Below are 25172 nucleotides of genomic sequence, written 5' to 3' on the forward strand. Positions count from 1 at the left end.
CTTGTCCCGTTCACCGCATAAGAGGTCAATGAAACTCCGCCACGCATGGTGAACGGAACTGTTCCACAAAATGCCATATGCCAGGCCCATTGCCGGATGGCGCTCACGCTTATCCGGCCTACCGAAGCTGCGCCCCCTTAACTCACAAGCGCCTGCCCATCTTTGCGGCTCTCGGTGGCGGCAACATACTGCCCCTCCGGCATCCGGTAAATAACCTGCGCGCCGCCGAAATTGTACCCCGCCTGCGGATCCTCAACGGTAATCTGATGCCCGCGATCGCGCAGCGCAGCGATCACATTGTGTGAGAAGGTCGACTCGACAATCACCTCCCGCCCGCGCACCACGCGCCAGCGCGGAGCGTCAATCGCCGCCTGCGGATTCTGCCCGTGCTGCATAATGCGCAGCGCCATCTGCATATGCCCCTGCGCCTGCATCGGCCCGCCCATCACGCCAAAGGACATCAGCGGCTTGCCGTCTGCCCCCATCGCAAAACCGGGAATAATGGTGTGGAACGGGCGCTTACTGCCCGCCAGCGCATTCGGGTGTTTCGGATCGAGCACAAAGCCGCAGCCACGGTTTTGCAGGCTGATACCGGTCTCCGGCACCACCACGCCCGAGCCAAAGCCCATAAAGTTGGACTGAATAAACGACACCATCATGCCGCTGGAATCCGCCGTTGAGAGATAGACCGTGCCGCTCTGCGTCGGCGAACCGTAGACAAAATCGGAGGCTTTATCGGGGTCGATCAGCGCCGCGCGGGTTTTCAGGTAGCTGTCGCTGAGCAGCAGGTCAGCGGCAAACTCAAGGTGATCTTCATCGGCGATATAGCGATCGAGATCCGCCAGCGCCAGCTTCATCGCCTCGATCGACAGATGCAGCGACTGCACCGAATCCGGATCGTAGCGGCCAATATCGCACTGTTCGAGAATGCCGAGGGCAATCAGCGTCGCAATCCCCTGCCCGTTCGGCGGCAGCTCCTGCACCGATCCACCGGCAAAGTCGCGCGACAGCAGCGAAACCCAGTTGGCTTCATGATTCGCCAGATCCGCTTCGCTCAGGTGCGCGCCGTGCTGCTTTGCAAAGGCGGCGATCTTCTGCGCCAGCTCGCCGCGATAGAAGGCTTCACCATTAGTCTCAGCAATCAGCTCCAGCGTGCGCGCCTGCGCCGGGTTACGGAAAATCTCGCCGATTTTCGGCGCCCGGCCTTCAGGGGCAAAGCACTCGCTAAAGCCCGGCTGATCTTTCAGCTTGTCATAACCGCGCTGCCAGAGATGGCCAATCAGCGGCGAGACGGGAAAACCGTTACGGGCATACTCAATTGCCGGTTGCGCGAGCGTGGTGAGCGGCAGCGTGCCGAAGCGCTCTGCCAGCGCCACCCAGCCGGAGACCGCGCCGGGCACCGTCACCGCATCCCAGCCAATTTCGGGCACCGCATCAAGCCCGGCAAAGAGATCCGCATGCCAGCTGGCGGGCGAGCGGCCAGAGGCGTTCAGCCCGTGCAGCTCTTTGCCATCCCAGATGATGGCAAAGGCATCGCTGCCGATGCCGCAGCCGGTCGGCTCGACCACCGTCAGCGCCATTGCCGCGGCAATCGCCGCATCCACCGCGTTACCGCCCTGCTGCAACATACGCATTCCGGCCTGCGCCGCCAGCGGCTGCGACGTTGCCACCGCGTTTTGCCCAATCATCGGCGCGCGGCGTGAAGCGTAACCGACGCTAAAATCAATCGCTTTAGTCATGCAAACTCCTTAGTCGTGGCGCGGATCGAGCGCGTCGCGCAGCCCGTCGCCGAGTAAATTGAATCCCTGCACGGTGAGGAAAATCGCCACACCGGGAAAAATCGACATCCACGGCGCCTGCTCGAGGAACCCTTTTGCCGTGTTAAGCATTGCCCCCCAGGAGGGGTATGGCGGCTGCTGCCCGAGGCCGAGAAACGAGAGGCTCGCTTCGGTAATGATCGCCGAGGCGATGGCGAGCGTGGCCTGCACCAGAATCGGCGACATCACATTGGGCAGCACATAGCGCACGATGATCCAGCGGTCCGGCAGGCCGATGGCCCGCGCGCCGTCGATATACTCTTCATTACGAATGGCGATCACCTGGCCGCGCGTCAGGCGGGCAAAGATCGGCATCGCCGAGAGGCCAATGGCGATCATCGCGTTGGTCAGGCTTGGGCCGAGAAACGCGCCGAGGGCAATCGCCATAATCAGAAACGGGCAGGCGAGCAGCGCTTCGATAAAGCGCGAAATCACCCCGTCCCACATCCCCTGAAAATAACCGGCCAGCAGGCCGAGCGGCACGCCAATCACCACGGCGATCACCACCGAGACGCAGCCCGCCAGCAGCGAGGTGCGTGCCCCCCAAACCATGCGCGAGAGAATGTCGCGCCCCAGCTCGTCGGTGCCGAACCAGTGGAGCACCGAGGGGGCTTTACGCACCGCCAGAAAATCGGCTTTGACCGGATCAAAGGGTGCGATCCACGGTGCCAGCAGCGCGATAAGCACAAAGATGCCGACAATCACCGCGCCAAGCACCGCGCTTTTGTTGGCGAGAAATTTCTTCAGCACCCGGTTTTCATTGCGCGGCAGCGTAGCCGCCGCACCGACAGAGGTGAGTTCCGCCATTATTCGCTCCGCATTTTCGGGTTGATCAACACATACAGCACGTCGGCCAGCAGGTTGAGGGCGAGAAAACCGATCGCCACCACCAGCACCACGCCCTGCACCACCGCGTAGTCGCGGTTGAAGACGGAATCGACAATCATCTTGCCGAAGCCGGGGATGGTAAATACCTGCTCGGTGAGCACTGCGCCGCCGAGTAATTCGCCGAACAGCAGCGTTGTCAGCGTGATCACCGGCACCAGCGCGTTACGAAAAGCGTGCTTCATGATCACCGCTTTCGGCAGCAGCCCTTTGGCGCGGGCGGTGCGGATGTAATCAGCTTTCAGCACCGCAATCATCGACGCGCGAGTGTGGCGCATCAGCGTCGCCGCAAGGCCAGTGCCGAGCACCAGCGACGGCAGCAGCAGCGTGCGCAGGTTTTGCAGCGGATCTTCCGCAAAGGGCACAAAGCCGGAAGCGGGCAGCCACTGCAAATTGACCGAGAAGATAAGGATCAGCAAAATCCCCAGCCAGAAGTGCGGCACCGAAATTCCCGAGATGGCGACGAAGTTGGTGCCGTGATCGATCCAGCTGTTCTTATTCACCGCCGCAAGGATGCCCATGCTGATGCCGACCAGCAGCGCGATGATCATCGCCAGCAGCGACATCTCCAGCGTCACCGGCAGCTTGGCGGCAATCAGATGGGTCACCGGCTCCTGCGTGCGTAAAGAGACGCCCAGATCCCCCTGCAACGCGCGGGTCAACCAGTGGAAATACTGCACCGGAATCGGCGCATCCAGGTTCAGCTCCGCGCGCAGATGAGCGATCACCGCCGGATCGCGCTCCTCGCCGAGCATGGCGGTGATCGGATCGCCGGGCAGCAGCTTCTGCAACCCGAACACCATCATGCTCACCAACAGCAGGGTTGGCACCGCGAGCATCAGGCGTTTGCAAATCAGTTCCAGCATGGTCTCTCCTTACGGCTGACGGGTTATTTGGCGAAGCTCAGTCCCGCCAGACGCACAATGCCGTCCGGGTAAGGGGTAAAGCCCTGCACTTTTTTGTTCAGCCCGAACAGGCGCGGTTCAAAGTAGAGATAGGCAATCGGCATATCCGTTTGCAGCTGTTTCACCACTTTTTCGTACAGCGCCTGGCGGGTGGCGGGATCGTTCTGCGTCCGCGCCTCGGTCAGCCATGTGTCAACCTGAGCATTGCTGTATCGGCCATCGTTGAGTGCGCCTTTGCTGTGTACAAAACCAAAGATGCTGCCATCAGGATCCGGGCGGCCGGACCAGCCGGAGAAGCTGAGCTGATAATCACCGCTCTGCTGTCTGTCGAGCAGGGTGGCAAATTCGGTCATTTGCAGGTTGATGTTGAAGCCCGCTTCGGCGGTCATCGCTTGCAGCACCTGGCCCACCTGCTGCGAGGTCGGGTTATTCGGCACCAGCAGCGAGACGGTCAGCGGCGTTTTCACCCCGGCGGCCTGCAACAGCGCTTTTGCTTTCTCCACATCCCGCGGCGCAACCGGCAGCTTGACGTGATACGGGCTGACCGGCGAGAAGGCCTGATTTGCCGGGGTGTAAAGCCCCTCGAATACCACCTGGTTGAGCGCCTCGCGGTCGATAGCCAGCGAGAAGGCTTCGCGCACGCGCGCATCTTTAAACGGATCGTTGGCCGGCACTTTGCCGTTATTGATATTAAACGTGATGCCCTGATAACCGAGGCCGGTCACCTTCGCCAGTTGCAGCTTGCTGTCGCCCTGCACGGTTTTCACGTCGCTGGCAGCAACGCCTTCCGTCAGATCGAGATCGCCCGCACGCAGGTTCGCCAGCCGCACCGAGGCATCCGGGATCGGCAGATAGACCACTTTGTCGAAGTGGTACGCGCCTTTGTTCCAGTAGTTATCGAAGCGCGTCAGCACAATGCGATCCTGCGCGACGCGGCTGTCGAATTTATAGGGGCCGGAGCAGACCGGGTGCGCGGCGAAATTGGCTTTCTTTGCCGCTTCCGGTGCCAGCATCGCGCCAGCGCGGTCGGTGAGCTGCATCAGCAGCGCCGAGTCCGGCGTTTTCAGATGCAGGGCGATCTGCATCGGCCCGGTCACTTCAACAGACTCCACCGACGAGAGTTCGCTTTTGCGCAGCGAGCCTGGCAGCGTCAGGGCGCGATCGAGGCTGAATTTCGCCGCCGCGGCATCAAACTTCTCGCCGTCGTGGAAGGTGACCCCTTCGCGCAGAGTCATGGTGAGGGTTTTGCCATCTTCGCTCCATGTCCACGCCGTGGCGAGGCCCGGCACCACCTTCAGGTTGGCGTCGACATCCACCAGCCGATCGCAGAGCGAGGCAAAGACAAAGCGCCCGTAGTAGGTGCGCGCCAGATGCGGATCGAGCATATCTGGATCGGCGCCGAGGCCCACTTTCAGCACACTTTCAGCGTGGGTCGGCAGCGCCGCGCCCAGCAACATAACGCTTCCCAGAACGGTCAACAGAGAATTTCGCACAATCATTATTGTTTCCTTTAACGGGACGAGTGAGAGGCTGCCTGTTCAAACAGCGCACGGCGGCGCAGGAAGGCGGCGGAAGGTGGAGCAATCTGGATAACGCTGCGATCGCGGTTAATCTCCTGCCAGCGATGGCAGGCCACCTGGCGACCGCCGTCGAGCAGCTGGTTAATCGGCTCAAGCTGGCGGCACTCATCGCTGACATAGGGGCAGCGGGTGTGAAAACGGCAGCCCTGCGGCGGATTGGCCGGGTTAGGCAGATCGCCCTGCAACAGCGGCGTTTGCCGCTCAAGGCCCGGCTGCGTCTGCGGCGCGGAGGCGATCAGCGCCTGGGTGTAGGGGTGCAGCGGTGCATCGAAAATCTCTTCAACCGTTGCCATCTCGACAATCTGCCCGAGATACATCACCGCCACGCGGTCGCTCATATGGCGGATCACCGCCAGACCGTGGGCGACGATAATCATCGTCAGGCCAAACTGCTGCTTAAGGTTCTCCAGCAGGTTGACCACCTGCGCCTGCACCGAGACGTCAAGCGCCGACACCGGCTCATCGCCGAGCAGCAGTTTCGGCCCCGAAGCCAGCGCGCGGGCAATGCCGATACGCTGGCGCTGGCCGCCGGAAAACTCATGGGGGTAACGGCGCGCCCAGGCGGCGGGCAGCCCGACGGTGGAGAGCAGTTCCGCTACGCGCAGCTGGCGATCGCTTTTGCCCATCTTCTGGTGCAGCCACAGCGGCTCGCCGACGATCTGCTCGACGGTCATGCGCGGATTGAGGGAGGCAAAGGGATCCTGAAAGATAATTTGCAGTTCGCGGCGCAGTTGGTTAACGCGCGCGCCGCTGGCATGGGTGATCGCCTCGCCCTGGTAATACACCTCGCCTTCGGAGGCGGCCAGCAGGCGCAGCAACAGGCGGCCGAGGGTCGATTTGCCGGAGCCAGATTCGCCGACAATCGCCAGCGTTTCGCCGGGGTAAACCGTCAGCGAGACGCGATCGACGGCGGTGACATACCGTTTTGGTGCAAAGAGGCGCGACGGCCCGGCAAAGCGTTTGCTGAGATCGTGGGCTTCAAGAATCGGTGTGCTCATGCGGTTTCTCCCAGCGCGATATGCTGTTCAAGGGGCGCGCGGAAACAGGCCACCAGGTGACCTGGCCCCTGCGGCTGTAAGGTCGGTTTTTCCTGATGGCAGCGCGTCTGCGCAAAGGGGCAACGGGTGGCGAAGCGACACCCTTTCGGCATTGCTTCCGGCAGCGGCACCGCGCCGGGAATGGTGGAGAGCGGGCCTTTGCGCGCGCCGAGGGATGGGATCGAGCCCATCAGGCCAATGGTGTAAGGGTGCTGCGGATCGGCAAAAATCGCCTCGACGCTCCCCTGCTCCACCACCTGACCGGCGTACATCACTGCCACCTGCTGCGCCACTTCTGCCACCACGCCAAGATCGTGGGTGATCATCAACACCGCCGTGCCGGTCTCGGCCTTCAGGGTGTTGAGCAGGACGAGGATCTGCGCCTGGATGGTGACATCCAGCGCGGTGGTCGGTTCGTCGGCAATCAGCAGACGGGGGTTATTAATCAGCGCCATGGCGATCATCACGCGCTGGCGCATACCGCCGGAGAGCTGGTGCGGGTAGGCTTTGAGGCGCATCTCCGGGGCGGGAATTTGGACTTTTTCGAGTATTTGTAGCGCCGCCGCCATCGCCTCGCTGCGCGAGACGTTCTGGTGGCGCATCACCGCTTCACTGAGCTGATCGCCTAACGTGAATGCCGGGTTAAGGGAGGTCATCGGCTCCTGAAAAATCATCGCCAGCGCGTTGCCGCGCAGGTCGGCATAGTCACGCGGGGCGAGCTGGCGCAGATCCTGGTCGCGAAAGTGCATCTCGCCGCTGACAATCTGCGCGCTGGTGGGCAGCAGCCCCATTAACGCCAGCGAAGTAATACTTTTCCCGCAGCCCGATTCGCCCACCAGCGCCAGCGTCTCACCGCGTTTTACGCTCAGAGAGATGCCATCTAATACGCTGACCGGCGATCCGGCAAACTGCACCTTCAGGTTGGTTATCCGCAGCACCGGCGCGGGATCGTGAAACGGGATCGTCGTCATGGCATATCGTCCTCAATGTGGATGGCCTGGATCAGGGCGTATTGCAGATCGAGCAGGTGCTCGCGCATCGCCATGGCGGCCGCGGCCGGCTTGCGATCGCGGATCGCCTGCATAATGCGGTGATGATGATCGTTATAGCGGTCGACCTTCGCCGGGGTACGCGCCAGCTCGCGCAGGTGGTGCCAGGCGGGTTCGCGGCGCACGGCGTCGAGGGTGTCGAACAGGCCAAGCAGCAGGCGGTTGCCCGCCGCTTCGGCAATCGCCCGGTGAAAGGCGCTGTCCCACAGTTCATTGAGATCCGGATCTTCAGCGCTGACGTTATCGATGCGCTCAAGCATGCGCTGCATCAGCGCCAGCTGCTCCGGGCTTGCCCGCAGTGCCGCCAGCCGCGCCAGGCCTGGCTCAATCTGTAAGCGCGACTCCATCACTTCCAGCATATTGGTCTGCTGAACCAGCCCCTGCAGCGCAACGGGCGAGGCAGGCGCGGTGGGGCCGGTAAAGGTCCCTTTACCCTGCTTGCGCCAGATGCGCCCCTCCTCCTCCAGCACGTCGAGGGCGCGGCGGATTTCGCGCCGCCCGACGCCAAACATTTCAGCCAGCTCGCGCTCTGTCGGCAGAGGAGTCCCTGGTGTTGACTCATACTGGTGGATAAGGCCACGAAGCTGTTCAAGCGCTGTGCTGGAGTTCGCCAGATAGCGTGAGGGTTTTTCCATATTGGTTCATCCGCGTTTTGCGTTATCTTTTTATTTCATAACAGCAAGTTATAGTTTTTATGCCTGCTGCCACTCAGAGTTTATTAAGCAATTTGCGAACCAATAGATCATTGGTTCAGTTATATTTTTGAAATATTTGTTAATACATTGATTTAAAGATGTTTATTTTTTGCCAGAAGTGGCGGGAAAAGCAGCGCGTACGAGGTAGAAAAAGGGACGATGCACAGTTTTTGTGCAACGTGCGCACCAAAAAAGAGCAAAACGTTCACAAATGCACCGCCCGATGGTGCGGTGCCTGCGAGGGGAGCGGGAGTTTGTATTGCCCGATGGCGCTGCGCTTATCGGGTCTACGGGTGCGGTGCCTGGGTGAGCCGGGTGTGTATTGCCCGATGGCGCTACGCTTATCGGGCCTACGGGTGCGGTACCTGGGTGAGCCGGGTGTTGTAGGCCTGATAAGGCGCAGCCGCCATCAGGCAATGGCGGAAGGACGCACAATAAGCTGCCCGACCGCAAGGCTGAAGGCGCGCAGCGCCTGGGCGACATCCTCCTCTGACACGCTCTCCGCCGGATGGTGGCTGATTCCCCCCGCACAGCGCACAAAGAGCATCGCCGACGGCCAGCGTTCGGCAATGGCAATCGCGTCGTGCCCGGCACCGCTCGGCAACAACATCGTGCGCCCCTGCACTTCCCGCACCGCGTCGGTTAACTGCGCGCGCAGAGCTTCATCGCAGGGCGTGGCGGCAATGGTATAAAAAATCTCATGGCTAAAACTCACGCCGCGCCGCGTCGCAATCACCTCTGCCTGCGCCAGCAGGCGTTGCAGCAGCGCGTCGCGCGCTTCATCCTGCGGGCTGCGAATATCGAGCGTCAGGCTTACCGCGCCCGGAATGACATTCACCGCGCCGGGTTCACACTGCAAGGTACCAACGGTGGCAACGATATCCGGCGCGAAGGCCTGGGTGGTCTGCTCAATAAACAGCAGCCATTCGGCGGCGGCGGCCAGCGCATCGCGGCGATGGCGCATCGGCACCGTCCCGGCATGGCCTGCTTCACCGGTAAAGCGGGCGTGCAGACGGTGCGCGCCGTTGATCGCGCTCACTATGCCGAGGGCGAGATCCTCCTGCTCCAGCACCGGCCCCTGCTCAATATGCAACTCAAGGTAGGCCGAGAAATCCGCCACCGGGCGCTGGGCGGCAAAAATCGCATCGGCGCTCAGCCCGGCCAGGGCTAACGCCTGCGCCACGCTGACTCCCTGCGCATCCTCGCAGGCAAGCCACGACGCGGGCCAGCTACCGGTCAGTCCACGGCTGCCGAGCAGGGCAATGTTAAAGCGCGTTCCCTCTTCATCAGCAAAGCCGATAATCTCAATCGCCTGCGCCCCGCGCAGCCCGGCGCGATTTAGCGCATCCACCACTTCAATCGCCGCCAGCACGCCGAGCATGCCGTCGTAACGCCCGGCGTTGCGCACCGTGTCGAGATGCGAGCCGAGCAGCAGCGCCTGCGCGCCCGGCTGCGCGGCCTCATAGCGCCCGCAAATATTGCCGACCGCATCCTGCCAGGTGTTCATGCCCGCCTGCTGCATCCACTGCGCGACCAGCGCGTTGGCCTGCAAATGCTCCGACGAGAGATAAACGCGGGTCAGCCCCTCGCTGCTTTCGCTTAATTGCGCCAGCGCGTCGCAGCGCGCCATTACCCGACCGGCGGCGCAGGCGGCCTCCTCCTGACTTATCATGCGCGCGCTCCTTCATAGACATCCCACGCCGCCTGCATCGCCGCGCCCTGCACGGTGCGAAAACCGAGGCGGTTGAGCACCGCTTCCAGCGCGGTGAGGGTTTGCAGGACGCAATCTTTGCGTGCGTTATAGCCCATGGTGCCAATGCGCCAGATTTTGCCCTGTAGCGGGCCGAAAGAGGTACCAATCTCAATATGGAAATCGTTCAGCAGGCGCTGGCGCACCTCTTCACCGTGCACTTCAGGCGGGATCACCACCCCGAGCACGTTATTCATCTTGTGACGAATGTCGCCAAACACGCCCAGCCCCATTCCCTGGATACCGGCGAGCAGCGCGCGGCCGTGCAGTTCGTGGCGGGCAATCAGGTTATCCATCCCCTCCTCCAGCATAATGCGCGCGCATTCGCGGGCGGCGAAAAGCATGCTGGTGGCTTCCGTATGGTGATTAAGGCGCTCCGGCCCCCAGTAATCCATCACCATGCCGAGATCGAAATAGTTGGAGTAGATCATCTCCTCGCTGCCATCCTCGTGGGCCTCGGTGCGGATCCCCTGCTCAACGCAGCGGCGGGCGCGGATCGCCGCCTCCATGCGCGGGCTTAAGGTGACCGGCGCGCTGCCGGACGGTCCGCCAAGGCACTTCTGCAACCCGGCCGAGACGGCATCCAGCCCCCAGGCGTCGCTCTCCAGCGCGTTGCCGCCAAGCGACGCGGTGGCATCGGTGTAGAACAGCACATCGTGGCGGCGGCAGATCTCGCCCAGTTGATCGAGGGGTTGCAGCATCGTTGTCGAGGTGTCGCCCTGCACCGTCAGCAGCAGGCGCGGCTTAACGCGCTTGATCGCTTCTTCAATCTGATCCGGGGTAAAGACTTCGCCCCACGGCACCTCGATGGTATGCACCTCGGCGCGGCAGCGGCGGGCGATTTCACAGAGCAGGTGACCGAAGCGGCCAAACACCGGCACCAGCACGCGGTCGCCGGGGCGAATGGCGGAGACAAGGATCGCCTCGATGCCGGCGCGCGAAGTGCCATCCACCAGCATCGTCCAGCGGTTTTCGGTGCGAAAGACGCCGCGATAGAGCGCCATCACCTCATTCATGTAGCCGGTCATCACCGGATCGTACTGGCCGATAAGCTGGCTCGCCATCGCACGCAGCACGCGCGGATCGGCATTGATCGGCCCCGGCCCCATCAGCAGGCGTTGAGGCGGGTTGATTTGTGAACTGTGGGAGAGATCAAACATTGGCACGTCCTTCATCCGGTCAATGAAACAAAAGGTTCTTATTTGCTATTTCTGCAACTAATGTGCCATAGACGGAGGAGGCGGGACTGCGGGGTAAACCACAAAATCAGGGGCACAGCGTGCCCCGCGAGGTGTCATCAGCGTGGTGCGAAAGCACCAAAAAAGTGCATCAGCGCGGCTCGAGTTCGTCGAGATCCTGATAGAGCGCGGCGATAGTGTGAATGCGCTGGCGCCCTTCGCTGAGGGTGGTGTGCAGCAGCGCGTTGGCGAGAAGATTTACCAGGCTCATGGCACTGCTGTAGCTGTCGAACGCCGAGACGCTCTCCAGCGGCAGGCCGATATGCCAGCGGCTAATGGCGTTCAGCCCGCTGGCCTGCGCTTCGCTCAGTACCAGCACCGGCACGCCACGGGCTTGCAGCGTCTCCAGCAGCGGACGCACACCGCGCGGACGGCGGCGAAACGCCACCATCACCACCATATCTTCCCCGGTGAGATCGACAATCTCCTCCGCCAGCGTCTGCCCCGGCTGCGGCATTACTGCCACCTGCCCGCGGCTTTGCAATAACTGCTGGCGCAGATGCAGCGCCACCGGCGCGCTGTTACGAAAGCCGATAATCACCACCCGCCGGGCAGCGCTCAGGGCGGCGATAATGGCGGCAAACTGCTCCGCATCGAGGCTGTTGATCCACTGGGTCAGGTTCGCCATCTCCTGCTTATAGTGGCGCGCCAGCAGCGTGTTGCCCTGCACCGCCTCGCGGCTTTCCGCCAGCGGCATCCCGCTCTGGCGCAGGGTGCGCAGCTCATCGCGCATCGCTTTGAAGTTGTCATAACCGAGCCGGCGAAACAGGCGGCTGACGGTCGCTTTTGACACGCCGCTTAAGCGGGCAAGCTCCGCGCTGTTGTAGCTCACCAGGTCGTCGAAGTGGTCGAGAATAAAGGCGGCCACCCGCTGCTCCTGCGGCGAGAGGTGGTCGTAACACGCGCGTAAGCGCATATCGAGCTGCTGCATAACGCCTCCTGCAACTTTTGTTTCAGCTAAAGCTGACACAGTGAAACGTATCGCGTCAATCTGGAACAGCTCTTGCTTAGCACTCTGCTATACCCGCAAAAAAGGAAGCGTGACGATGCAGAGTAATATGGCCCCCTCCGGTATGGCGGTAACGCCCCACCACCTTGCCAGCGAGTCGGCGCTCTCGGTGCTGCGCCACGGCGGTGATGCGATTGAAGCGATGGTTGCGGCGGCGGCCACCATTGCGGTGGTCTACCCGCATATGAACGGCATTGGCGGTGACGGCTTCTGGCTGATCGTGCCACCGAACGGCGAACCGCTGGCGATCGATGCCAGCGGCGCGGCGGGCCAGCACGCGACTACCGCCTTTTATGACGGGCATGCGCATATTCCCCATCGCGGCCCGCTGGCGGCGTTAACCGTGCCCGGCACACTGAGCGGCTGGGAGGAGGCGCTGGCGTTCTCCACCTCACTCGGCGGCGGGCAGCTTCCCCTTTCGCGCCTGCTGGCGGATGCCATTCGCTATGCCGCCGACGGTATTCCCGTTACCCAGTCGCAGGCCAGCGCCACCCAGGCGAAATACGCTGAACTGGTCGATGTCCCCGGTTTTGCCGACACCTTTTTACCTGATGGCAACGCGCCTTTGGCGGGGAGCCGCTTTTGCCAGCCGAAACTGGCGCGCACCTTAACCCGGCTTGCCACCGAGGGGCTGGACAGTTTTTATCGCGGCCCGCTGGCAACGATTATCGCCGCTGAAATGGCGGCCTTAGGCCTGCCGGTAACGGCGCAGGATCTGGCTAACCACCGCGCCCAGCGCCGCGTGCCGCTGCGGCTCGCGCACAGCCAGGGCGAGGTGTTCAACATGACGCCGCCCACCCAGGGGCTGGTGTCGCTGGCGATCCTCGGCATTACCGATCACCTGGCGATGGAACAGGCCAGTGAAGTGCAGACCATCCACCGAATTGTCGAAGCGACCAAAAAAGCCTTTGGCCTGCGCGACCGCTATATCACCGATCCGCGCCACGTCACGCTGCCGGTGCAGAGCCTGCTGGAGCAGGCACCGCTGGAACAGCTCGCCGCCAGCATCGATGAGCATCGCGCCGCCCCCTGGGGCCCAGGCAAAGGGCCGGGCGATACGGTATGGATGGGCGTGGTGGATAAAAACGGGCTGGCGGTGTCGTTTATCCAGAGCATCTATCACGAGTTTGGCAGCGGCGTAGTGCTGCCGGAGAGCGGCGTGCTGCTGCAAAACCGCGGCGCGGCCTTCAGCCTCGACCCGCAACATCTGCTGGCGCTGATGCCGGGCAAACAGCCGTTCCACACCTTAAACCCGGCGGCGGCGCGGCTTAATGATGGCCGCACCATGGTCTACGGCACGATGGGCGGTGACGGGCAGCCGCAGACTCAGGCGGCGATCTTTACCCGCCATGTGTTGCAGGGAATGGGATTGCAGGAGGCGGTCTGCGCTCCGCGCTGGCTGCTCGGGCGCACCTGGGGGCAGACCTCCGACAGCCTGAAGCTGGAGAGCCGCTTTAGCGAAGAGACGGCGCAGGCACTGCGCGCCATGGGGCATGAGGTGGAGTGGCTGCCCGGCTTAAGCGAGGCGACCGGCCATGCCGGTGCGATTGTGCGCCATGCCAACGGCATGCTGGAGGGGGCGTTTGATCCGCGCAGCAACGGCAGCGCGGCAGGTTTCTAAGGAGCGATGATGAACAACGACGTAACAGACTGGCCGGCATGGATCCGGCTGATGGAGCAGATACTTGAGGTGCCGCTTGATGACGCGCGCCGCGCGGAGCTTGAGGTGCAGCTGGCGCGCATCGCGGCGATGGCGCAGCCGTTAATGCAGTTTCCCCTTCCTCCTCGTCAGGAAGGCGCGGGAGAGTACCGCTTATGAATCTGTCGATTGAGGATATTCAGCGCGGGCTGCGCGAAAAGTGGTTCAGTGCGCACGAACTGGCGCAGCAGACGTTATCGCGCATCGACCAGCTTAACCCGGGCATTAATGCCTTTACTGAAGTCACCGCCCCGCGCCTGCTTGCCGAGGCGGCGCAGATTGATCGCCAGATCGCCGGAGGTAAAACGCTGCCGCCGCTGGCGGGCGTGCCGTTTGCGGTGAAAAACCTGTTTGATATTGCAGGCGTGACGACGCTGGCTGGTGCGGAGTTGTTTAGCCACGATCCGCCCGCCGCGCAGGATGCTTTTGCCCTGCGCCAGCTTCATCGCGCCGGGGCACTGCTGGCCGGAGCGCTCAATATGGACGCCTATGCCTATGGCTTCACCACCGAAAATAGCCACTACGGCGCGACGCGCAACCCGCGCGATCGCACGCGCGTAGCGGGCGGCTCGTCCGGCGGTTCAGCGGCGGCGGTCGCGGCGGGGATGGTCAATTTCGCTCTCGGCACCGACACCAACGGCTCGATCCGCGTACCCGCTTCTCTCTGCGGCGTGAATGGCCTGAAGCCGACTTTCGGGCGTTTGTCGCGCAGCGGCAGCCACCCCTTTGTGCCGAGCCTCGATCATATCGGCCCGCTGGCGCGCACCGTCGACGATCTGACGCGGGTCTATGACGCCTTGCAGGGGCACGATCCGGACGATCGCGCCCAGGCGGATCGCCAGACCGAGGGGGCGCTTACGCAGCTTACCCGCGACGATCCACTGCGCTGTGCGGTGCTGGAAGGGTTCTTCACCACCTGGTGCGATAACGATGCCAGGGGCGCCCTGAGTCAGGTGGCGCAAGCGCTGGCAGCAGATCGCGCGATGACGCTGCCGCAGGCGGAGCTGGCACGTTCGGCGGCGTTTGTGCTGACCGCGGCCGAAGGGGGAAATGCGTACCTGCCCGCCCTGCGCACGGCGGCGGATAAGTTTGAGCCGAACTCGCGCGAGCGCCTGCTGGCAGGAGCGATGACGCCGTCGGCGTGGTATACGCAGGCGCAGCGCTTCCGGGCCTGGTTTCGTGATGAAACCCTGGCGCTGTTTAAGGATGTCGATCTGCTGCTCGCTCCCGCTACGCCGTGCAGCGCCACGCAGATCGGGGACGCGACAATGCGCATTAACGGCTGCGACCTACCAGTGAAAGCGAGCATGGGGATGCTGACGCAGCCGATTTCGTTTCTCGGCCTGCCGGTGGTGACCGTGGCGCTGAAGAGTGAGCGCGGGCTGCCAATTGGCGTGCAGATTATTGGCGCGCCGTGGCAGGAAGCGCGCTGTTTACAGGCAGCATGGCGGCTGGAGCAAGCCGGGCTTCTTTATCCGCAGGAGGGGGCATGAATCGGGACAATATTGACCGCCCGCTGATCCTCAATGAGGTGACGGCGGCGTTTTATCGTTATGAGCAGGCGTTGATCAGTAATGATGTGGCGGTGCTGGATGAGCTGTTCTGGGATGACGGGCGCACGGTGCGTTATGGGGCGACGGAGAATCTGTACGGCATGGCGGCGATCCGCGATTTTCGCCAGGCGCGCCCGTCGGCCGGATTAGAGCGGGTGTTACGCAATACCACCATCACCACCTTCGGCGATGAGATGGCGGTGGCGAGCACCGAGTTTACCCGAGAAAACAGCGAGCGCATCGGCCGCCAGATGCAGACGTGGGTGAAGTTCCCGTTCGGATGGCGGATTGTCGCCGCCCATGTAAGTGTGATGCAGTAAGTGGTGCGGTTTGATTGCCGGATGGCGGCTGCGCCTTATCCGGCCTACAACACCAGGATCTTCATCGTAGGCCGGATAAGCGCCAGCGCCATCCGGCAGTGTGATGCGGTATGGCCGAGTGTTACAAAAACCGCAGTCGTTATTCGTAGGCCGGATAAGCGTTAGCGCCATCCGGCAGTGTGATGCGGTGCGGCCCGAGTGTTACAAAAACCGCAGTCGTTATTCGTAGGCCGGATAAGCGCCCGCGCCATCCGGCAGTGTGATGCGGTGTGGCCCGAGTGTTACGAAACCGCGGTCGTTATTCGTAGGCCGGATAAGCGCCAGCGCCATCCGGCAGTGTGATGCGGTATGGCCGAGTGTTACAAATACCACGGTCGTTATTCGTAGGCCGGATAAGCGTTAGCGCCATCCGGCAGTGTGATGCGGTGTGGCCCGAGTGTTACGAAACCGCGGTCGTTATTCGTAGGCCGGATAAGCGACAGCGCCATCCGGCAGTGTGATGCGGTCAGCCGGTGCAGTCTGTTTGCCGGATGCGGCTTTGCCTTATCCGGCCTACAACACCGGCAAAATCGCGGTGGCTATCCGACAACGGCTGAAGAGTTACCCTTCGTGCAGCCCGCATTCGCGTTTCAGGCCGAAGAAGCGCGTCTCCTCTTCTGCCATACCCGGCTCCCATTTGCGGGTGGTGTGGGTGTCGCCGACTGACAGATAGCCCTGATCCCACAGCGGATGGTACTTAAGCCCCTGCTTTTGCAGATACTGGTACACCGTGCGGTTATCCCAGTCGATGATCGGCAGCACTTTGAACACACCGCGCTGAATGCCCAGCACCGGCAGCGCTGCGCGGCTACCCGACTGCTCGCGGCGCAACCCGGCAAACCAGGTTTGTGCATTCAGATCAGCCAGCGCCCGGTTCATCGGCTCGACTTTGTTAATCTGGTTGTACTTCTCAATCCCCTCCACGCCCTGCTCCCACAGCTTGCCGTAGCGCGCTTCCTGCCAGGCCGGGCTCTGCTCGGCGCGATAGACCTTGAGGTTTAAGTTGAGCTTCTCTGTCAGCTCATCAATAAACTGGTAGGTCTCCGGGAAGAGATAGCCGGTGTCGGTCAGGATCACCGGGATATTCGGGCAGACCTGGTTGACCAGGTGCAGGCTGACCGCCGCCTGAATACCAAAGCTGGATGAGAGCACATACTCACCCGGCAGGTTCTCCAGCGCCCACGCCACGCGCGCTTCGGCGGTGAAGGTTTCAAGCTGGGCGTTGGTGTCGGCCAGCTGCTGGTCGCGTTCCTCTTTCGCCAGCGCGTTGAGCGCGTTCAGATCGAGTATGGACATAGGTTCCTCACAGTTTTATTGCCGGGTGGCGTGTTCAGTGCCGGATGGCGGCTTCGCCTTATCCGGCCTGCAACGCTTATTCCCAAAAATCGCGCGCCGGATCTAATACCGGGCGGATAATGCCGCTGCGCACGGTGAAATCGCCGAAGCCTTCACCCGCTTCGCGCTCCTGCGCCCAGCGCCCGACGAGGGTGTCGATCTCGCCGAGAATCTCCGGCTCGGTAATGTTTTCACGGTACATGCGCGGAATGCGCGTGCCGCTGCGGTTGCCGCCGAGATGCAGGTTGTAGCGCCCCGGCGCTTTACCCACCAGGCCAATCTCCGCCAGCATCGCGCGGCCACAGCCGTTCGGACAGCCGGTGACGCGCAGCACGATATGCTCGTCGCCAACGCCATGTTTCGCCATCAGCGCTTCCACTTTGTCGACGAAGGATGGCAGGAAACGCTCCGCTTCCGCCATCGCCAGCGGGCAGGTCGGGAAGGAGACGCAGGCCATCGAGTTTTCACGCTGCGGCGTTACCGCGTCCATCAGACCGTGGCTGCGCGCCAGCTGCTCGATCGCCGCTTTCTGGCTCTCCGGCACGCTGGCAATGATCAGGTTCTGGTTGGCAGTGATGCGGAACTCGCCCTGGTGGATCTTCGCGATCTCCAGCAGGCCAGTTTTCAGCGGACGTCCCGGATAATCCAGGATGCGGCCGTTTTCAATAAACAGCGTCAGGTGCCAGTTGTTGTCGATCCCTTTGACCCAGCCGATGCGATCGCCGCGACCGGTAAACTCATACGGGCGGATCGGCTCAAACTTGATCCCCGCGCGGCGTTCCACTTCCGCTTTGAAGGTCTCAACGCCGACGCGCTCAAGGGTGTATTTGGTTTTGGCATTTTTACGATCGGTACGGTTGCCCCAGTCGCGCTGAGTGGTGACCACCGCTTCCGCCACCGCCAGCGTATGCTCCAGCGGCAGATAGCCAAACTCGCTCGCCGTGCGGGCGTAGGTTTTCTTGTTGCCGTGCTCAATAGAGAGCCCGCCGCCGACCAGCAGGTTAAAGCCGACCAGCTTGCCATTCTCGGCAATCGCCACAAAGTTCATGTCGTTGGCGTGCAGATCGATATCGTTCTGCGGCGGGATCACCACCGTGGTTTTGAACTTACGCGGCAGATAGGTCTGGCCGAGGATCGGCTCTTCATCGGTGGTAGCGACCTTCTCCTGATCGAGCCAGATCTCCGCATAGGCGCGGGTGCGCGGCAGCAGATGCTCGGAGATCTTCTTCGCCCACTCGTACGCTTCGGCGTGCAGCTGCGATTCGAACGGGTTCGAGGTGCAGAGCACGTTACGGTTCATGTCGTTGGCGGTCGCCAGCGCATCAAGACCGACGGAGTGCAGCATCTGGTGCACCGGCTTCACGTTCTTCTTCAGAATGCCGTGAAACTGGAAGGTCTGGCGGTTAGTCAGACGGATGCTGCCGTAAATGGTGTTGTCATGGGCGAACTTATCGATCGCCTGCCACTGTTTGGTGGTGATAACACCGCCCGGCAGACGGCAGCGCAACAGCATTGCGTGGCGCGGCTCCAGCTTCTGCTCAGCGCGCTCGGCGCGAATGTCGCGGTCATCCTGCTGGTACATGCCGTGGAAACGGATGAGCAGGAAGTTGTCGCCGGTGAAGCCACCGGTCAGACCGTTATTTAAATCTTCGGCGATGGTGCCGCGCAGATAGTTACTCTCAAGCTTCATGCGCTCGGCATCGGCCAGTTTGCCTTCGACCACCAGAGGGCCGGGATGTTTTTCGCTCATTAGTAGACATCTCGCTGATAACGGCGCTCAACGCGCAGCTCACTTAAAAATTCATCCGCCGCTTCGGTATCCATGCCACCGAATTCGGCAATCACGTCCAGTAAAGCCTGCTCAACGTCTTTCGCCATGCGATTGGCGTCGCCGCAGACATAAATGTGGGCACCCTCATTGATCCAGCGCCACAGCTCTGCGCCCTGTTCGCGCAGTTTGTCTTGTACGTATATTTTCTCTTTTTGATCCCGCGACCAGGCGAGATCGATACGGCTCAGCACGCCCTCTTTCACATAGCGCTGCCACTCGACCTGGTAGAGGAAATCCTCGGTAAAGTGCGGGTTGCCAAAGAAGAGCCAGTTTTTGCCCGGCGCTTCATCGGCGGCGCGCTGCTGCATAAAGGCACGGAACGGCGCGATGCCGGTGCCAGGGCCAATCATAATGACCGGCGTTTCCGGGTTGGCCGGCAGGCGGAAGTGGTCGTTATGCTCGATAAAGACGCGCACTTCGCCCTCCTCTTCCACGCGATCGGCGAGGAAGCTCGACGCACCACCGGCACGCGGACGGCCTTCAATCTCGTAACGCACCACGCCGACGGTGACGTGCACTTCACTCTCCACTTCTGCCTGCGCAGAGGCGATGGAGTAGAGACGCGGCGTCAGCGGACGCAGCAGGCCAATTAGCGCGTCGGCATCCAGCTGCGCCGGGGAGAAGCGCACCATATCGACAATCGGCGTGGTCGCAGCGTAGTGCTGCAACTTCGCTTTATCGCCCACCAGCGGCAGCAGCGATTCGCTGCGCGTCAGGGTGGCGTAGTTCTCAACGATATTGGCGGTGTTAACGGTCAGCTCGAAATGCCACTGTAAAGCTTCAGCCAGCGGCAGGGTTTTACCGTCAACGGTGACCGGCTCGTCGCCCTTCAGCCACAGCAGCTCCACCAGCTCTTTCACCAGCGCCGGATCGTTCTGGTACCAGACGCCGAGCGCATCGCCAGGCTGGTAGCGCAGACCAGAGTCGCCGAGATCGATTTCGATATGGCGGACATCTTTTTCCGAGTTACGGCCGGTGATTTTCTGATTAACGGAGAGCGTCGCAGCGAGCGGCGCTTCTTTAGTGTAGGGGCTGGAGGTGACTTCATTCACCGCGCCGCTGGTGCTGGCTGCGGTCTGCGCAGGCGTGGCGGCCGGGGCGCGGGCTTTCAGTACTTCGACCACGCGCGCGCGCCACTCGGCGGCGGCGGCCTGGTACTCAACGTCGGCATCAACGCGATCGAGCAGACGCTCGGCGCCCAGCTCCGCCAGCTTGCTGTCGAAATCTTTCCCCGCCTGGCAGAAGAACTCGTAGGAGCTGTCGCCGAGGCCAAACACCGCAAAGGCGGTATCGGTAAATTTCGGCGCTTTTTTCGAAAAGAGGAATTTATGCAGTGCTACCGCTTCTTCCGGCGCATCCCCCTCGCCCTGCGTTGAGGCGACAATCACCAGCAGCTTCTCGTTGGCAATCTGTTTGAATTTATAGTCGCCCGCGTTGACCAGGTTGACGCTCAGTTTCGCCGCCAGCAGATCGTCGCGCAGCGCTTCAGCGACGCGGCGCGCATTGCCGGTCTGCGAGGCGGAGATCAGGGTAATCGATGGGGTTTCGGCAACGGGTTCGGCAGTAGCAATGGCCGCCGCGCCGGGCTGCTGATTGAGCACGCCCCAGAAATAGCCGGAAACCCAGGCGAGCTGGGTGGGAGTCAAATCGGTGGTGGCCGCCTGGAGGCGCGCCAGTTGCTCCGGGTTTAACGGGAGCAACGCGGAAGATGGGGCCTGGGTTGTCATGCGTCGTTATGTTCCAGTAGCAAAGCTGTTTTTATGTTTTGAAAAACAGAAGAGAAAGTAAGGTTAACGGCGGGGATAATAACAATTAAAGAAAGGTTGGAAATAATAAATAACCAAAAGGACTAACCTGTTTTAGCTATCATCCTTAACAGTAAAACAGGTTGAATAAGTGACTGAATTTTATTGATAAATCGGCTGCAACGTTAAGCATGTGCGGCGGTAATCGTTTTTAGCGGTTTTAGTTAATGCTAAAAAAGGTCATTTCCGCTACCATTCGGCGGTTTTTGTAGCCTGAGAGTGCATTATGTCGACCACCTTGTTTAAAGATTTCACCTTCGAAGCCGCGCACCACCTGCCCCATGTTCCTGAGGGACATAAGTGCGGCCGCCTGCATGGCCACTCCTTTATGGTGCGCCTGGAGATCACCGGCGAGGTAGATCCTTATACCGGCTGGATTATGGATTTCGCCGAGCTGAAAGCGGCGTTTAAACCGCTCTACGACAGACTGGATCACTACTATCTGAATGAGATCCCGGGGCTGGAAAACCCGACCAGCGAAGTGCTGGCGAAATGGATTTGGGATCAGATGAAGCCGGTTGTGCCACTGCTGAGCGCGGTGATGGTGAAAGAGACCTGTACCGCCGGATGCGTCTACCGCGGCTGATCCTCTGCGTAAAACAACAAACCCGCCGCTGGCGGGTTTTGTTTTTTAGGCGATGTTGAGATATTTGTGCGTCTGCATCGACAGCCGCCAGTTGCGCGCAATGCAGGTTTCAATGCACAGACGCGTGGCGTCCTCTTTCTGGCTGATCGGTTGCAGGGCGATAACCCGCTGCTTCTGATCGTGCAGCTGCGCCAGCAGTTCATCCAGCGCTTCGATATCGCGCATGCGCCCGACCGGGTGCTTGATCTCATCGGCGCGCTCCAGCGCCTGCTGCAACACATCATACCCGCCGCGCATATTCACCTTCGGCGAAACCGTCACCCAGGTGGAGTGGGAAGTGCGCACTTCGTGGGTGCCGCTGGTTTCGATCTGGCAGCTAAAGCCGTGCTTCTCCAGCAGTGCGGTGAGCGGGATAAGATCGTGAATGCAGGGTTCGCCGCCGGTGATCACCACGTGGCGGGCCGTCCAGCCCTGGCGCTCAATAATGGCGAGCAGATCTTCGCTGCTGGCCGCGCCCCACTTGTCGCTCTCTTTGGTCTTGGCAAGAATGCTGTAGAGCGACACCTCCCGATCCGCGAGCTTATCCCAGGTGTGTTTGGTGTCGCACCAGGCGCAACCAACCGGGCATCCCTGTAAACGAACAAAAATGGCGGGAACGCCGGTGAAGTAACCCTCGCCTTGCAGGGTCTGGAACATCTCGTTAATCGGGTACTGCATGCTGGCTCTTTATCGAAGTGAAAAAAGGGATTATTGCAGATAACCCGCCGCCGATCATGTGCCATTTGCGCTTTGCCGTAACATCTCCGGCGGGTGCTACGCCATTTATGGCGAATTGTCAGCGGCGAAAGAGTGCCGCTATGATGTGGCGAATCTCCCCCAGCCCTGCAAGGAAGTTGCTTTATGGCACGCGTAGTCACTTTATTGCTGCTGTTAGTGAGCGTGACGTTTCAGGCTCACGCGCTCCCGGTTCCGTCGATGCGCGGCTTCGTCAACGATCCGCACGCCCTGTTTGCGACCGAGGATAAGTTGTCGCTTATTAGCGAGGTCGCGGAGATTGACAGGCGAACTGGCGCGCAGGTCGCCGTGCTGGTGTTGCCCTCCCTTGAGGGGGAGGACCTCGAAACGTTTGCCACGCAAACCTTCAATACGTGGCGGCTGGGCAGTGCGCAGCGCAATGACGGCGTGCTGATCCTTGTGGCATGGCAGGATCGCCGGGTTCGCGTGGAGGTCGGGCGCGGTCTTGAAACCACCATCAGCGATGCGCTGGCAAGCCAGGTGATCAAAGAGCAGATGCTGCCCTATTTCCGGGAGGGGGATCTGCTCTCCGGCTTGCAGCATGGGCTGAAAGGGATTGATGCGCTGCTGAGCGGGCAACCGCTGCCGTCGCCCGCTTCCGCCTCGTGGGCATGGGTGCGCGGAAAGCTGGTCAACTTCTCTTACTGGCAAGGGTTGCCCTTTCTCGCCGTCGGCCTCTTTTTACTGATCCTCAAGCGTAAAAAGAGAACGGTGCGGGTGATCTTTTTTGGCTCGTTGTTGCTGACCCCGGCGCTCGCCATCACCTCTGAGTTTGTCTCCTGGGTAATGCCTTTTGTCTGGCTCAGCTTCTCTATCCCTTTTATCAGCATCTTTTCCGGATTGTTCCTCCTGTGGCTCTACCCGCAGCGCTTGCTGGCTGTCGGCGGCGGCACGATGCGCGATGACAGTGCAACCTGGACCTCGACCAGCACAAGCCACCTTCACCACCATTCAGGCGGCGATAGCGGTAGCCACAGCAGCAGCGACAGCTCAAGCTCCGGCGACGGCGGCTCCAGCGACGGCGGCGGCTCGTCAGATAGCTGGTGATCTTATTGCGTCGGTAAAACGGCGCGTGATCTGCTGCGGGCGAGTAATGGCACCGCCCACCACCACCGCATGGGCACCGAGTGCCAGGCAGCGCGCCGCGCGCTCGGGGGTATCAACATTTCCTTCGGCAATCACCGGAATGGCAACGGCTGCCAGCACGGCTTTGAGCAGGGCAAAATCACCCTCCGGCAGCGTATGGCCTTTTGTCTGCGGCGTATAACCGTAGAGCGTGGTGCCGACGCAGTCGAAACCGAGCTGCTCTGCGATTAGTGCCTCTTCAACGCTTGCGATATCCGCCATTAATAACAGCGCGGGCCAGCGGGCGCGGATCGCGGCGACCAGCTGTGCGAGGGTTTCGCCGCCGGGGCGCGGGCGCTGGGTGGCATCGAGCGCAATCATCCCTGGCGCGGCGGCTATTAACGCTTCCACTTCGCGCAGCGTGGGCGTAATAAACACCTCGCTATCGGGGTAGTCGCGCTTGATAAGACCAATCACCGGCAGTGCGACCTGCTGTTTGATAGCTTCAATATCCGCCACGCTGTTAGCCCGAATTCCCGCCGCGCCACCCTCGGCGGCTGCCAGCGCCATCCTCGCCATAATAAACGCGCTGTGCAGCGGCTCATTTTCCAGCGCCTGGCACGAAACGACCAGCCGGCCTTTTATTTGCTCTAACATCGTCGGCCTCCCTCTGACTGTTTAATGTTATATCTATTATTGTCGTTAAACGTGAAAGTGCCTGCCTGCGATTAGCGCATGCGAATCGTCTAATAAGATTTTTAAAGGGGAAAAAGGATGTAAGCAGAGATTATTTATTTTACATATGGAAATAATTTACGCTTTTATTTCACGCTGATGAAAGGCAATTAAAAACAAATAAAATCATTCACATAGATAATTTATTTATCTAGTCTGGATTTTTTCTCCGGCTTCGCTGTCCTATAAAAATCCCCCGCGACACTTTCCTTAAATTAAGCTTAATTTTTGCTTTTTCACGCCGTACGTTTATTTATCTGGCGTTTACTTTTCTGCTCCTACAATCCGCCCATTCAACAATAATGGGATAGCATGTATGACCACACTATTAATAACGGGCGCAACGGGTTTTCTGGGCGGGGCAGTATTAGAAAAAATCCTGCAGCGTAATGAAAAGGTCAATTTACTGTTGCTGGTGCGCGCTGCCGATCGCGAAAGCGGGCTGGCGCGCATTGTCACCAATATGCGCAAATTTAATCTTAGCGAGGCGCAGCTTGCCGCCCTCACCGCCAATGAGATCCTTTGCGGCGATTTGGGTGAGCCGGAGAGCTTTCTCGACGATCCGCGTCTTGAGCAGGTTACCCATGTGATCAACTGCGCGGCAGTGGCCTCATTTGGCAGCAATCCGCTGATCTGGAAAGTGAACGTCGAAGGTACGCTCGCCTTCGCGCGCCGGATGGCGCAGGTAACGGGCTTGCAGCGCTTTCTGCATGTCGGTACGGCGATGTCGTGTACTCCGGAGCCGGATTCGCTGGTGGCGGAAAATGCAGAGTTCCGTGAAAACGCGGAGCATCTTGTGGCATATACCCACTCCAAATCGACCATTGAACAGCTGATGCGCCAGCACTGCCCGCATCTGCCGCTGGTTATCGCCCGTCCCTCTATTGTGGTTGGACACACGTGCCACGGCTGCCAGCCGTCGACCAGTATTTTCTGGGTCTTCAGTATGGGGCTGATGCTGCAAAAATTTATGTGCTCGCTGGAGGATCGCGTGGATGTGATCCCGGTTGATTACTGTGCGGATGCCCTGCTGATGCTGCTGGAAAAAGAGATGGCACACGGGGAAGTGGTGCATATCTCCGCCGGGGAGGAGAATAGCGTGCGCTTTGCGGATATCGACAGCGCGATGGCGCAGGCGCTGGAGAAAGCTCCGATTGCCGATAACTACGCACAGGTGAGCTATGAAACACTGGTGAAGATGCGCCGCGAGCTGAAGGATATCTTCGGGCCGTGCAATGAGCGGCTGATGCTGAAAGCGATGCGGTTATATGGCGCCTTCGCCACGCTCAACGTGCGTTTCAGTAATGATAAGCTGCTGAGCCTCGGCATGCCGAAGCCGCCGCGCTTTACCGACTATATCGCCCGCTGTGTGCAGACGACGCGCGGATTGACCATTCCGCAGCAGATGGAAGTCGATTTTAAGTAAAAAAAATGCCAGTCATCC

Annotated in this window: 22 protein-coding genes; 7 read left to right on the forward strand and 15 right to left on the reverse strand. The window is 60.8% G+C overall.

Annotation, left to right across the window (positions count from 1 at the left end):
- Nucleotides 1-137: 137 nt before the first annotated feature.
- The 10 genes from EH164_RS17745 to EH164_RS17790 form a co-directional block, all read right to left on the reverse strand.
- On the reverse strand, nucleotides 138-1739 hold the full coding sequence (locus EH164_RS17745) for a gamma-glutamyltransferase family protein (RefSeq protein WP_124969593.1): 1602 nt from the start codon (nucleotides 1737-1739) through the stop codon (nucleotides 138-140).
- 9 nt (nucleotides 1740-1748) lie between these two features.
- A complete protein-coding gene (locus EH164_RS17750; protein ID WP_023479468.1) occupies nucleotides 1749-2624 on the reverse strand; it encodes an ABC transporter permease in 876 nt (291 codons plus the stop codon).
- Complete coding sequence (locus tag EH164_RS17755; RefSeq protein ID WP_023479449.1) at nucleotides 2624-3568, reverse strand: ABC transporter permease; 945 nt, start codon at nucleotides 3566-3568, stop codon at nucleotides 2624-2626. The genes EH164_RS17750 and EH164_RS17755 overlap by 1 nt, the downstream gene beginning before the upstream one ends.
- Nucleotides 3569-3591: 23 nt before the next feature.
- Nucleotides 3592-5106, reverse strand: coding sequence for an ABC transporter substrate-binding protein (locus EH164_RS17760; RefSeq protein WP_192869613.1), 1515 nt, complete (start codon nucleotides 5104-5106; stop codon nucleotides 3592-3594).
- 11 nt (nucleotides 5107-5117) lie between these two features.
- Complete coding sequence (locus tag EH164_RS17765) at nucleotides 5118-6185, reverse strand: ABC transporter ATP-binding protein (RefSeq protein ID WP_023479459.1); 1068 nt, start codon at nucleotides 6183-6185, stop codon at nucleotides 5118-5120.
- Entirely contained in the window at nucleotides 6182-7195 is a 1014-nt protein-coding gene (locus EH164_RS17770; protein WP_124969595.1) for an ABC transporter ATP-binding protein, read from the reverse strand. Before EH164_RS17770 ends, EH164_RS17765 begins: the two co-directional genes overlap by 4 nt.
- A complete protein-coding gene (locus EH164_RS17775; protein ID WP_023479491.1) occupies nucleotides 7192-7908 on the reverse strand; it encodes a FadR/GntR family transcriptional regulator in 717 nt (238 codons plus the stop codon). The genes EH164_RS17770 and EH164_RS17775 overlap by 4 nt, the downstream gene beginning before the upstream one ends.
- 469 nt (nucleotides 7909-8377) lie before the next feature.
- A complete protein-coding gene (gene hpxK, locus EH164_RS17780; RefSeq protein WP_124969597.1) occupies nucleotides 8378-9640 on the reverse strand; it encodes an allantoate amidohydrolase in 1263 nt (420 codons plus the stop codon).
- Nucleotides 9637-10878, reverse strand: a complete 1242-nt coding sequence (locus tag EH164_RS17785; protein WP_124969599.1) for an alanine--glyoxylate aminotransferase family protein — start codon at nucleotides 10876-10878, stop codon at nucleotides 9637-9639. Before EH164_RS17785 ends, hpxK begins: the two co-directional genes overlap by 4 nt.
- Nucleotides 10879-11047: 169 nt before the next feature.
- Complete coding sequence (locus EH164_RS17790) at nucleotides 11048-11887, reverse strand: MurR/RpiR family transcriptional regulator (protein WP_124969601.1); 840 nt, start codon at nucleotides 11885-11887, stop codon at nucleotides 11048-11050.
- 115 nt (nucleotides 11888-12002) lie between these two features.
- Here EH164_RS17790 and EH164_RS17795 point away from each other — a divergent pair, with 115 nt between their 5' ends.
- From EH164_RS17795 to hpxZ, 4 genes are read left to right on the forward strand one after another with little or no spacing between them, the layout of a single operon-like run.
- Nucleotides 12003-13586 (forward strand): gamma-glutamyltransferase family protein, encoded by a 1584-nt coding sequence (locus EH164_RS17795; protein WP_124969603.1) that lies wholly within the window; start codon nucleotides 12003-12005, stop codon nucleotides 13584-13586.
- Nucleotides 13587-13595: 9 nt separating this feature from the next.
- Nucleotides 13596-13784, forward strand: a complete 189-nt coding sequence (gene hpxX, locus EH164_RS17800) for an oxalurate catabolism protein HpxX (RefSeq protein WP_124971559.1) — start codon at nucleotides 13596-13598, stop codon at nucleotides 13782-13784.
- Nucleotides 13781-15157 (forward strand): AtzE family amidohydrolase, encoded by a 1377-nt coding sequence (locus EH164_RS17805; protein WP_124969606.1) that lies wholly within the window; start codon nucleotides 13781-13783, stop codon nucleotides 15155-15157. Before hpxX ends, EH164_RS17805 begins: the two co-directional genes overlap by 4 nt.
- Nucleotides 15154-15537 carry an oxalurate catabolism protein HpxZ gene (hpxZ, locus tag EH164_RS17810; protein WP_094419427.1) on the forward strand — a complete coding sequence of 128 codons (384 nt, stop codon included), beginning with the start codon at nucleotides 15154-15156 and terminating at the stop codon, nucleotides 15535-15537. Before EH164_RS17805 ends, hpxZ begins: the two co-directional genes overlap by 4 nt.
- A gap of 600 nt (nucleotides 15538-16137) precedes the next feature.
- Here hpxZ and cysH read toward each other — a convergent pair.
- From cysH to cysJ, 3 genes are all read right to left on the reverse strand, one after another.
- Nucleotides 16138-16872 (reverse strand): phosphoadenosine phosphosulfate reductase, encoded by a 735-nt coding sequence (gene cysH / locus EH164_RS17815; RefSeq protein WP_094419426.1) that lies wholly within the window; start codon nucleotides 16870-16872, stop codon nucleotides 16138-16140.
- 76 nt (nucleotides 16873-16948) lie between these two features.
- Nucleotides 16949-18661 (reverse strand): assimilatory sulfite reductase (NADPH) hemoprotein subunit, encoded by a 1713-nt coding sequence (gene cysI, locus EH164_RS17820; RefSeq protein ID WP_124969608.1) that lies wholly within the window; start codon nucleotides 18659-18661, stop codon nucleotides 16949-16951.
- The gene (gene cysJ / locus EH164_RS17825; protein ID WP_124969610.1) at nucleotides 18661-20469 is read right to left on the reverse strand and encodes an NADPH-dependent assimilatory sulfite reductase flavoprotein subunit; all 1809 of its coding nucleotides are present in this window, start codon (nucleotides 20467-20469) and stop codon (nucleotides 18661-18663) included. The genes cysI and cysJ overlap by 1 nt, the downstream gene beginning before the upstream one ends.
- Nucleotides 20470-20773: 304 nt before the next feature.
- Here cysJ and queD point away from each other — a divergent pair, with 304 nt between their 5' ends.
- Nucleotides 20774-21133, forward strand: coding sequence for a 6-carboxytetrahydropterin synthase QueD (queD, locus tag EH164_RS17830; protein WP_023479478.1), 360 nt, complete (start codon nucleotides 20774-20776; stop codon nucleotides 21131-21133).
- Between the two features lie 45 nt (nucleotides 21134-21178).
- Here the strand turns inward: queD and queE are convergent, their stop codons facing one another.
- A complete protein-coding gene (gene queE / locus EH164_RS17835) occupies nucleotides 21179-21850 on the reverse strand; it encodes a 7-carboxy-7-deazaguanine synthase QueE (RefSeq protein ID WP_124969612.1) in 672 nt (223 codons plus the stop codon).
- 183 nt (nucleotides 21851-22033) lie between these two features.
- Between queE and EH164_RS17840 the strand changes: the two genes are divergently transcribed.
- Nucleotides 22034-22975, forward strand: coding sequence for a YgcG family protein (locus EH164_RS17840; protein ID WP_124969614.1), 942 nt, complete (start codon nucleotides 22034-22036; stop codon nucleotides 22973-22975).
- Here the strand turns inward: EH164_RS17840 and EH164_RS17845 are convergent.
- The gene (locus EH164_RS17845) at nucleotides 22961-23650 is read right to left on the reverse strand and encodes an N-acetylmannosamine-6-phosphate 2-epimerase (RefSeq protein ID WP_124969616.1); all 690 of its coding nucleotides are present in this window, start codon (nucleotides 23648-23650) and stop codon (nucleotides 22961-22963) included. The genes EH164_RS17840 and EH164_RS17845 overlap by 15 nt on opposite strands.
- 394 nt (nucleotides 23651-24044) lie before the next feature.
- On the opposite strand from EH164_RS17845, the gene EH164_RS17850 reads away from it, so the two are divergent.
- Nucleotides 24045-25154, forward strand: coding sequence for an SDR family oxidoreductase (locus tag EH164_RS17850; RefSeq protein ID WP_124969618.1), 1110 nt, complete (start codon nucleotides 24045-24047; stop codon nucleotides 25152-25154).
- The last annotated feature ends 18 nt before the right edge of the window (nucleotides 25155-25172 follow it).

This window comes from Kosakonia sp. CCTCC M2018092, assembly GCF_003864115.1.
Lineage (GTDB): Bacteria > Pseudomonadota > Gammaproteobacteria > Enterobacterales > Enterobacteriaceae > Kosakonia > Kosakonia cowanii.

Coding starts and splice junctions, on each gene's coding strand:
- EH164_RS17840 (WP_124969614.1), top strand. CDS start 22,034: ATGGCACGCGTAGTCACTTTATTGCTGCTGTTAGTGAGCGTGACGTTT.
- cysJ (WP_124969610.1), bottom strand. CDS start 20,469: ATGACAACCCAGGCCCCATCTTCCGCGTTGCTCCCGTTAAACCCGGAG.
- hpxK (WP_124969597.1), bottom strand. CDS start 9,640: ATGATAAGTCAGGAGGAGGCCGCCTGCGCCGCCGGTCGGGTAATGGCG.
- EH164_RS17750 (WP_023479468.1), bottom strand. CDS start 2,624: ATGGCGGAACTCACCTCTGTCGGTGCGGCGGCTACGCTGCCGCGCAAT.
- EH164_RS17745 (WP_124969593.1), bottom strand. CDS start 1,739: ATGACTAAAGCGATTGATTTTAGCGTCGGTTACGCTTCACGCCGCGCG.
- EH164_RS17770 (WP_124969595.1), bottom strand. CDS start 7,195: ATGACGACGATCCCGTTTCACGATCCCGCGCCGGTGCTGCGGATAACC.
- EH164_RS17760 (WP_192869613.1), bottom strand. CDS start 5,106: ATGATTGTGCGAAATTCTCTGTTGACCGTTCTGGGAAGCGTTATGTTG.
- EH164_RS17775 (WP_023479491.1), bottom strand. CDS start 7,908: ATGGAAAAACCCTCACGCTATCTGGCGAACTCCAGCACAGCGCTTGAA.
- EH164_RS17785 (WP_124969599.1), bottom strand. CDS start 10,878: ATGTTTGATCTCTCCCACAGTTCACAAATCAACCCGCCTCAACGCCTG.
- EH164_RS17765 (WP_023479459.1), bottom strand. CDS start 6,185: ATGAGCACACCGATTCTTGAAGCCCACGATCTCAGCAAACGCTTTGCC.
- cysH (WP_094419426.1), bottom strand. CDS start 16,872: ATGTCCATACTCGATCTGAACGCGCTCAACGCGCTGGCGAAAGAGGAA.
- EH164_RS17790 (WP_124969601.1), bottom strand. CDS start 11,887: ATGCAGCAGCTCGATATGCGCTTACGCGCGTGTTACGACCACCTCTCG.
- EH164_RS17845 (WP_124969616.1), bottom strand. CDS start 23,650: ATGTTAGAGCAAATAAAAGGCCGGCTGGTCGTTTCGTGCCAGGCGCTG.
- EH164_RS17795 (WP_124969603.1), top strand. CDS start 12,003: ATGCAGAGTAATATGGCCCCCTCCGGTATGGCGGTAACGCCCCACCAC.
- EH164_RS17755 (WP_023479449.1), bottom strand. CDS start 3,568: ATGCTGGAACTGATTTGCAAACGCCTGATGCTCGCGGTGCCAACCCTG.
- hpxX (WP_124971559.1), top strand. CDS start 13,596: ATGAACAACGACGTAACAGACTGGCCGGCATGGATCCGGCTGATGGAG.
- queD (WP_023479478.1), top strand. CDS start 20,774: ATGTCGACCACCTTGTTTAAAGATTTCACCTTCGAAGCCGCGCACCAC.
- EH164_RS17805 (WP_124969606.1), top strand. CDS start 13,781: ATGAATCTGTCGATTGAGGATATTCAGCGCGGGCTGCGCGAAAAGTGG.
- queE (WP_124969612.1), bottom strand. CDS start 21,850: ATGCAGTACCCGATTAACGAGATGTTCCAGACCCTGCAAGGCGAGGGT.
- hpxZ (WP_094419427.1), top strand. CDS start 15,154: ATGAATCGGGACAATATTGACCGCCCGCTGATCCTCAATGAGGTGACG.
- cysI (WP_124969608.1), bottom strand. CDS start 18,661: ATGAGCGAAAAACATCCCGGCCCTCTGGTGGTCGAAGGCAAACTGGCC.
- EH164_RS17850 (WP_124969618.1), top strand. CDS start 24,045: ATGACCACACTATTAATAACGGGCGCAACGGGTTTTCTGGGCGGGGCA.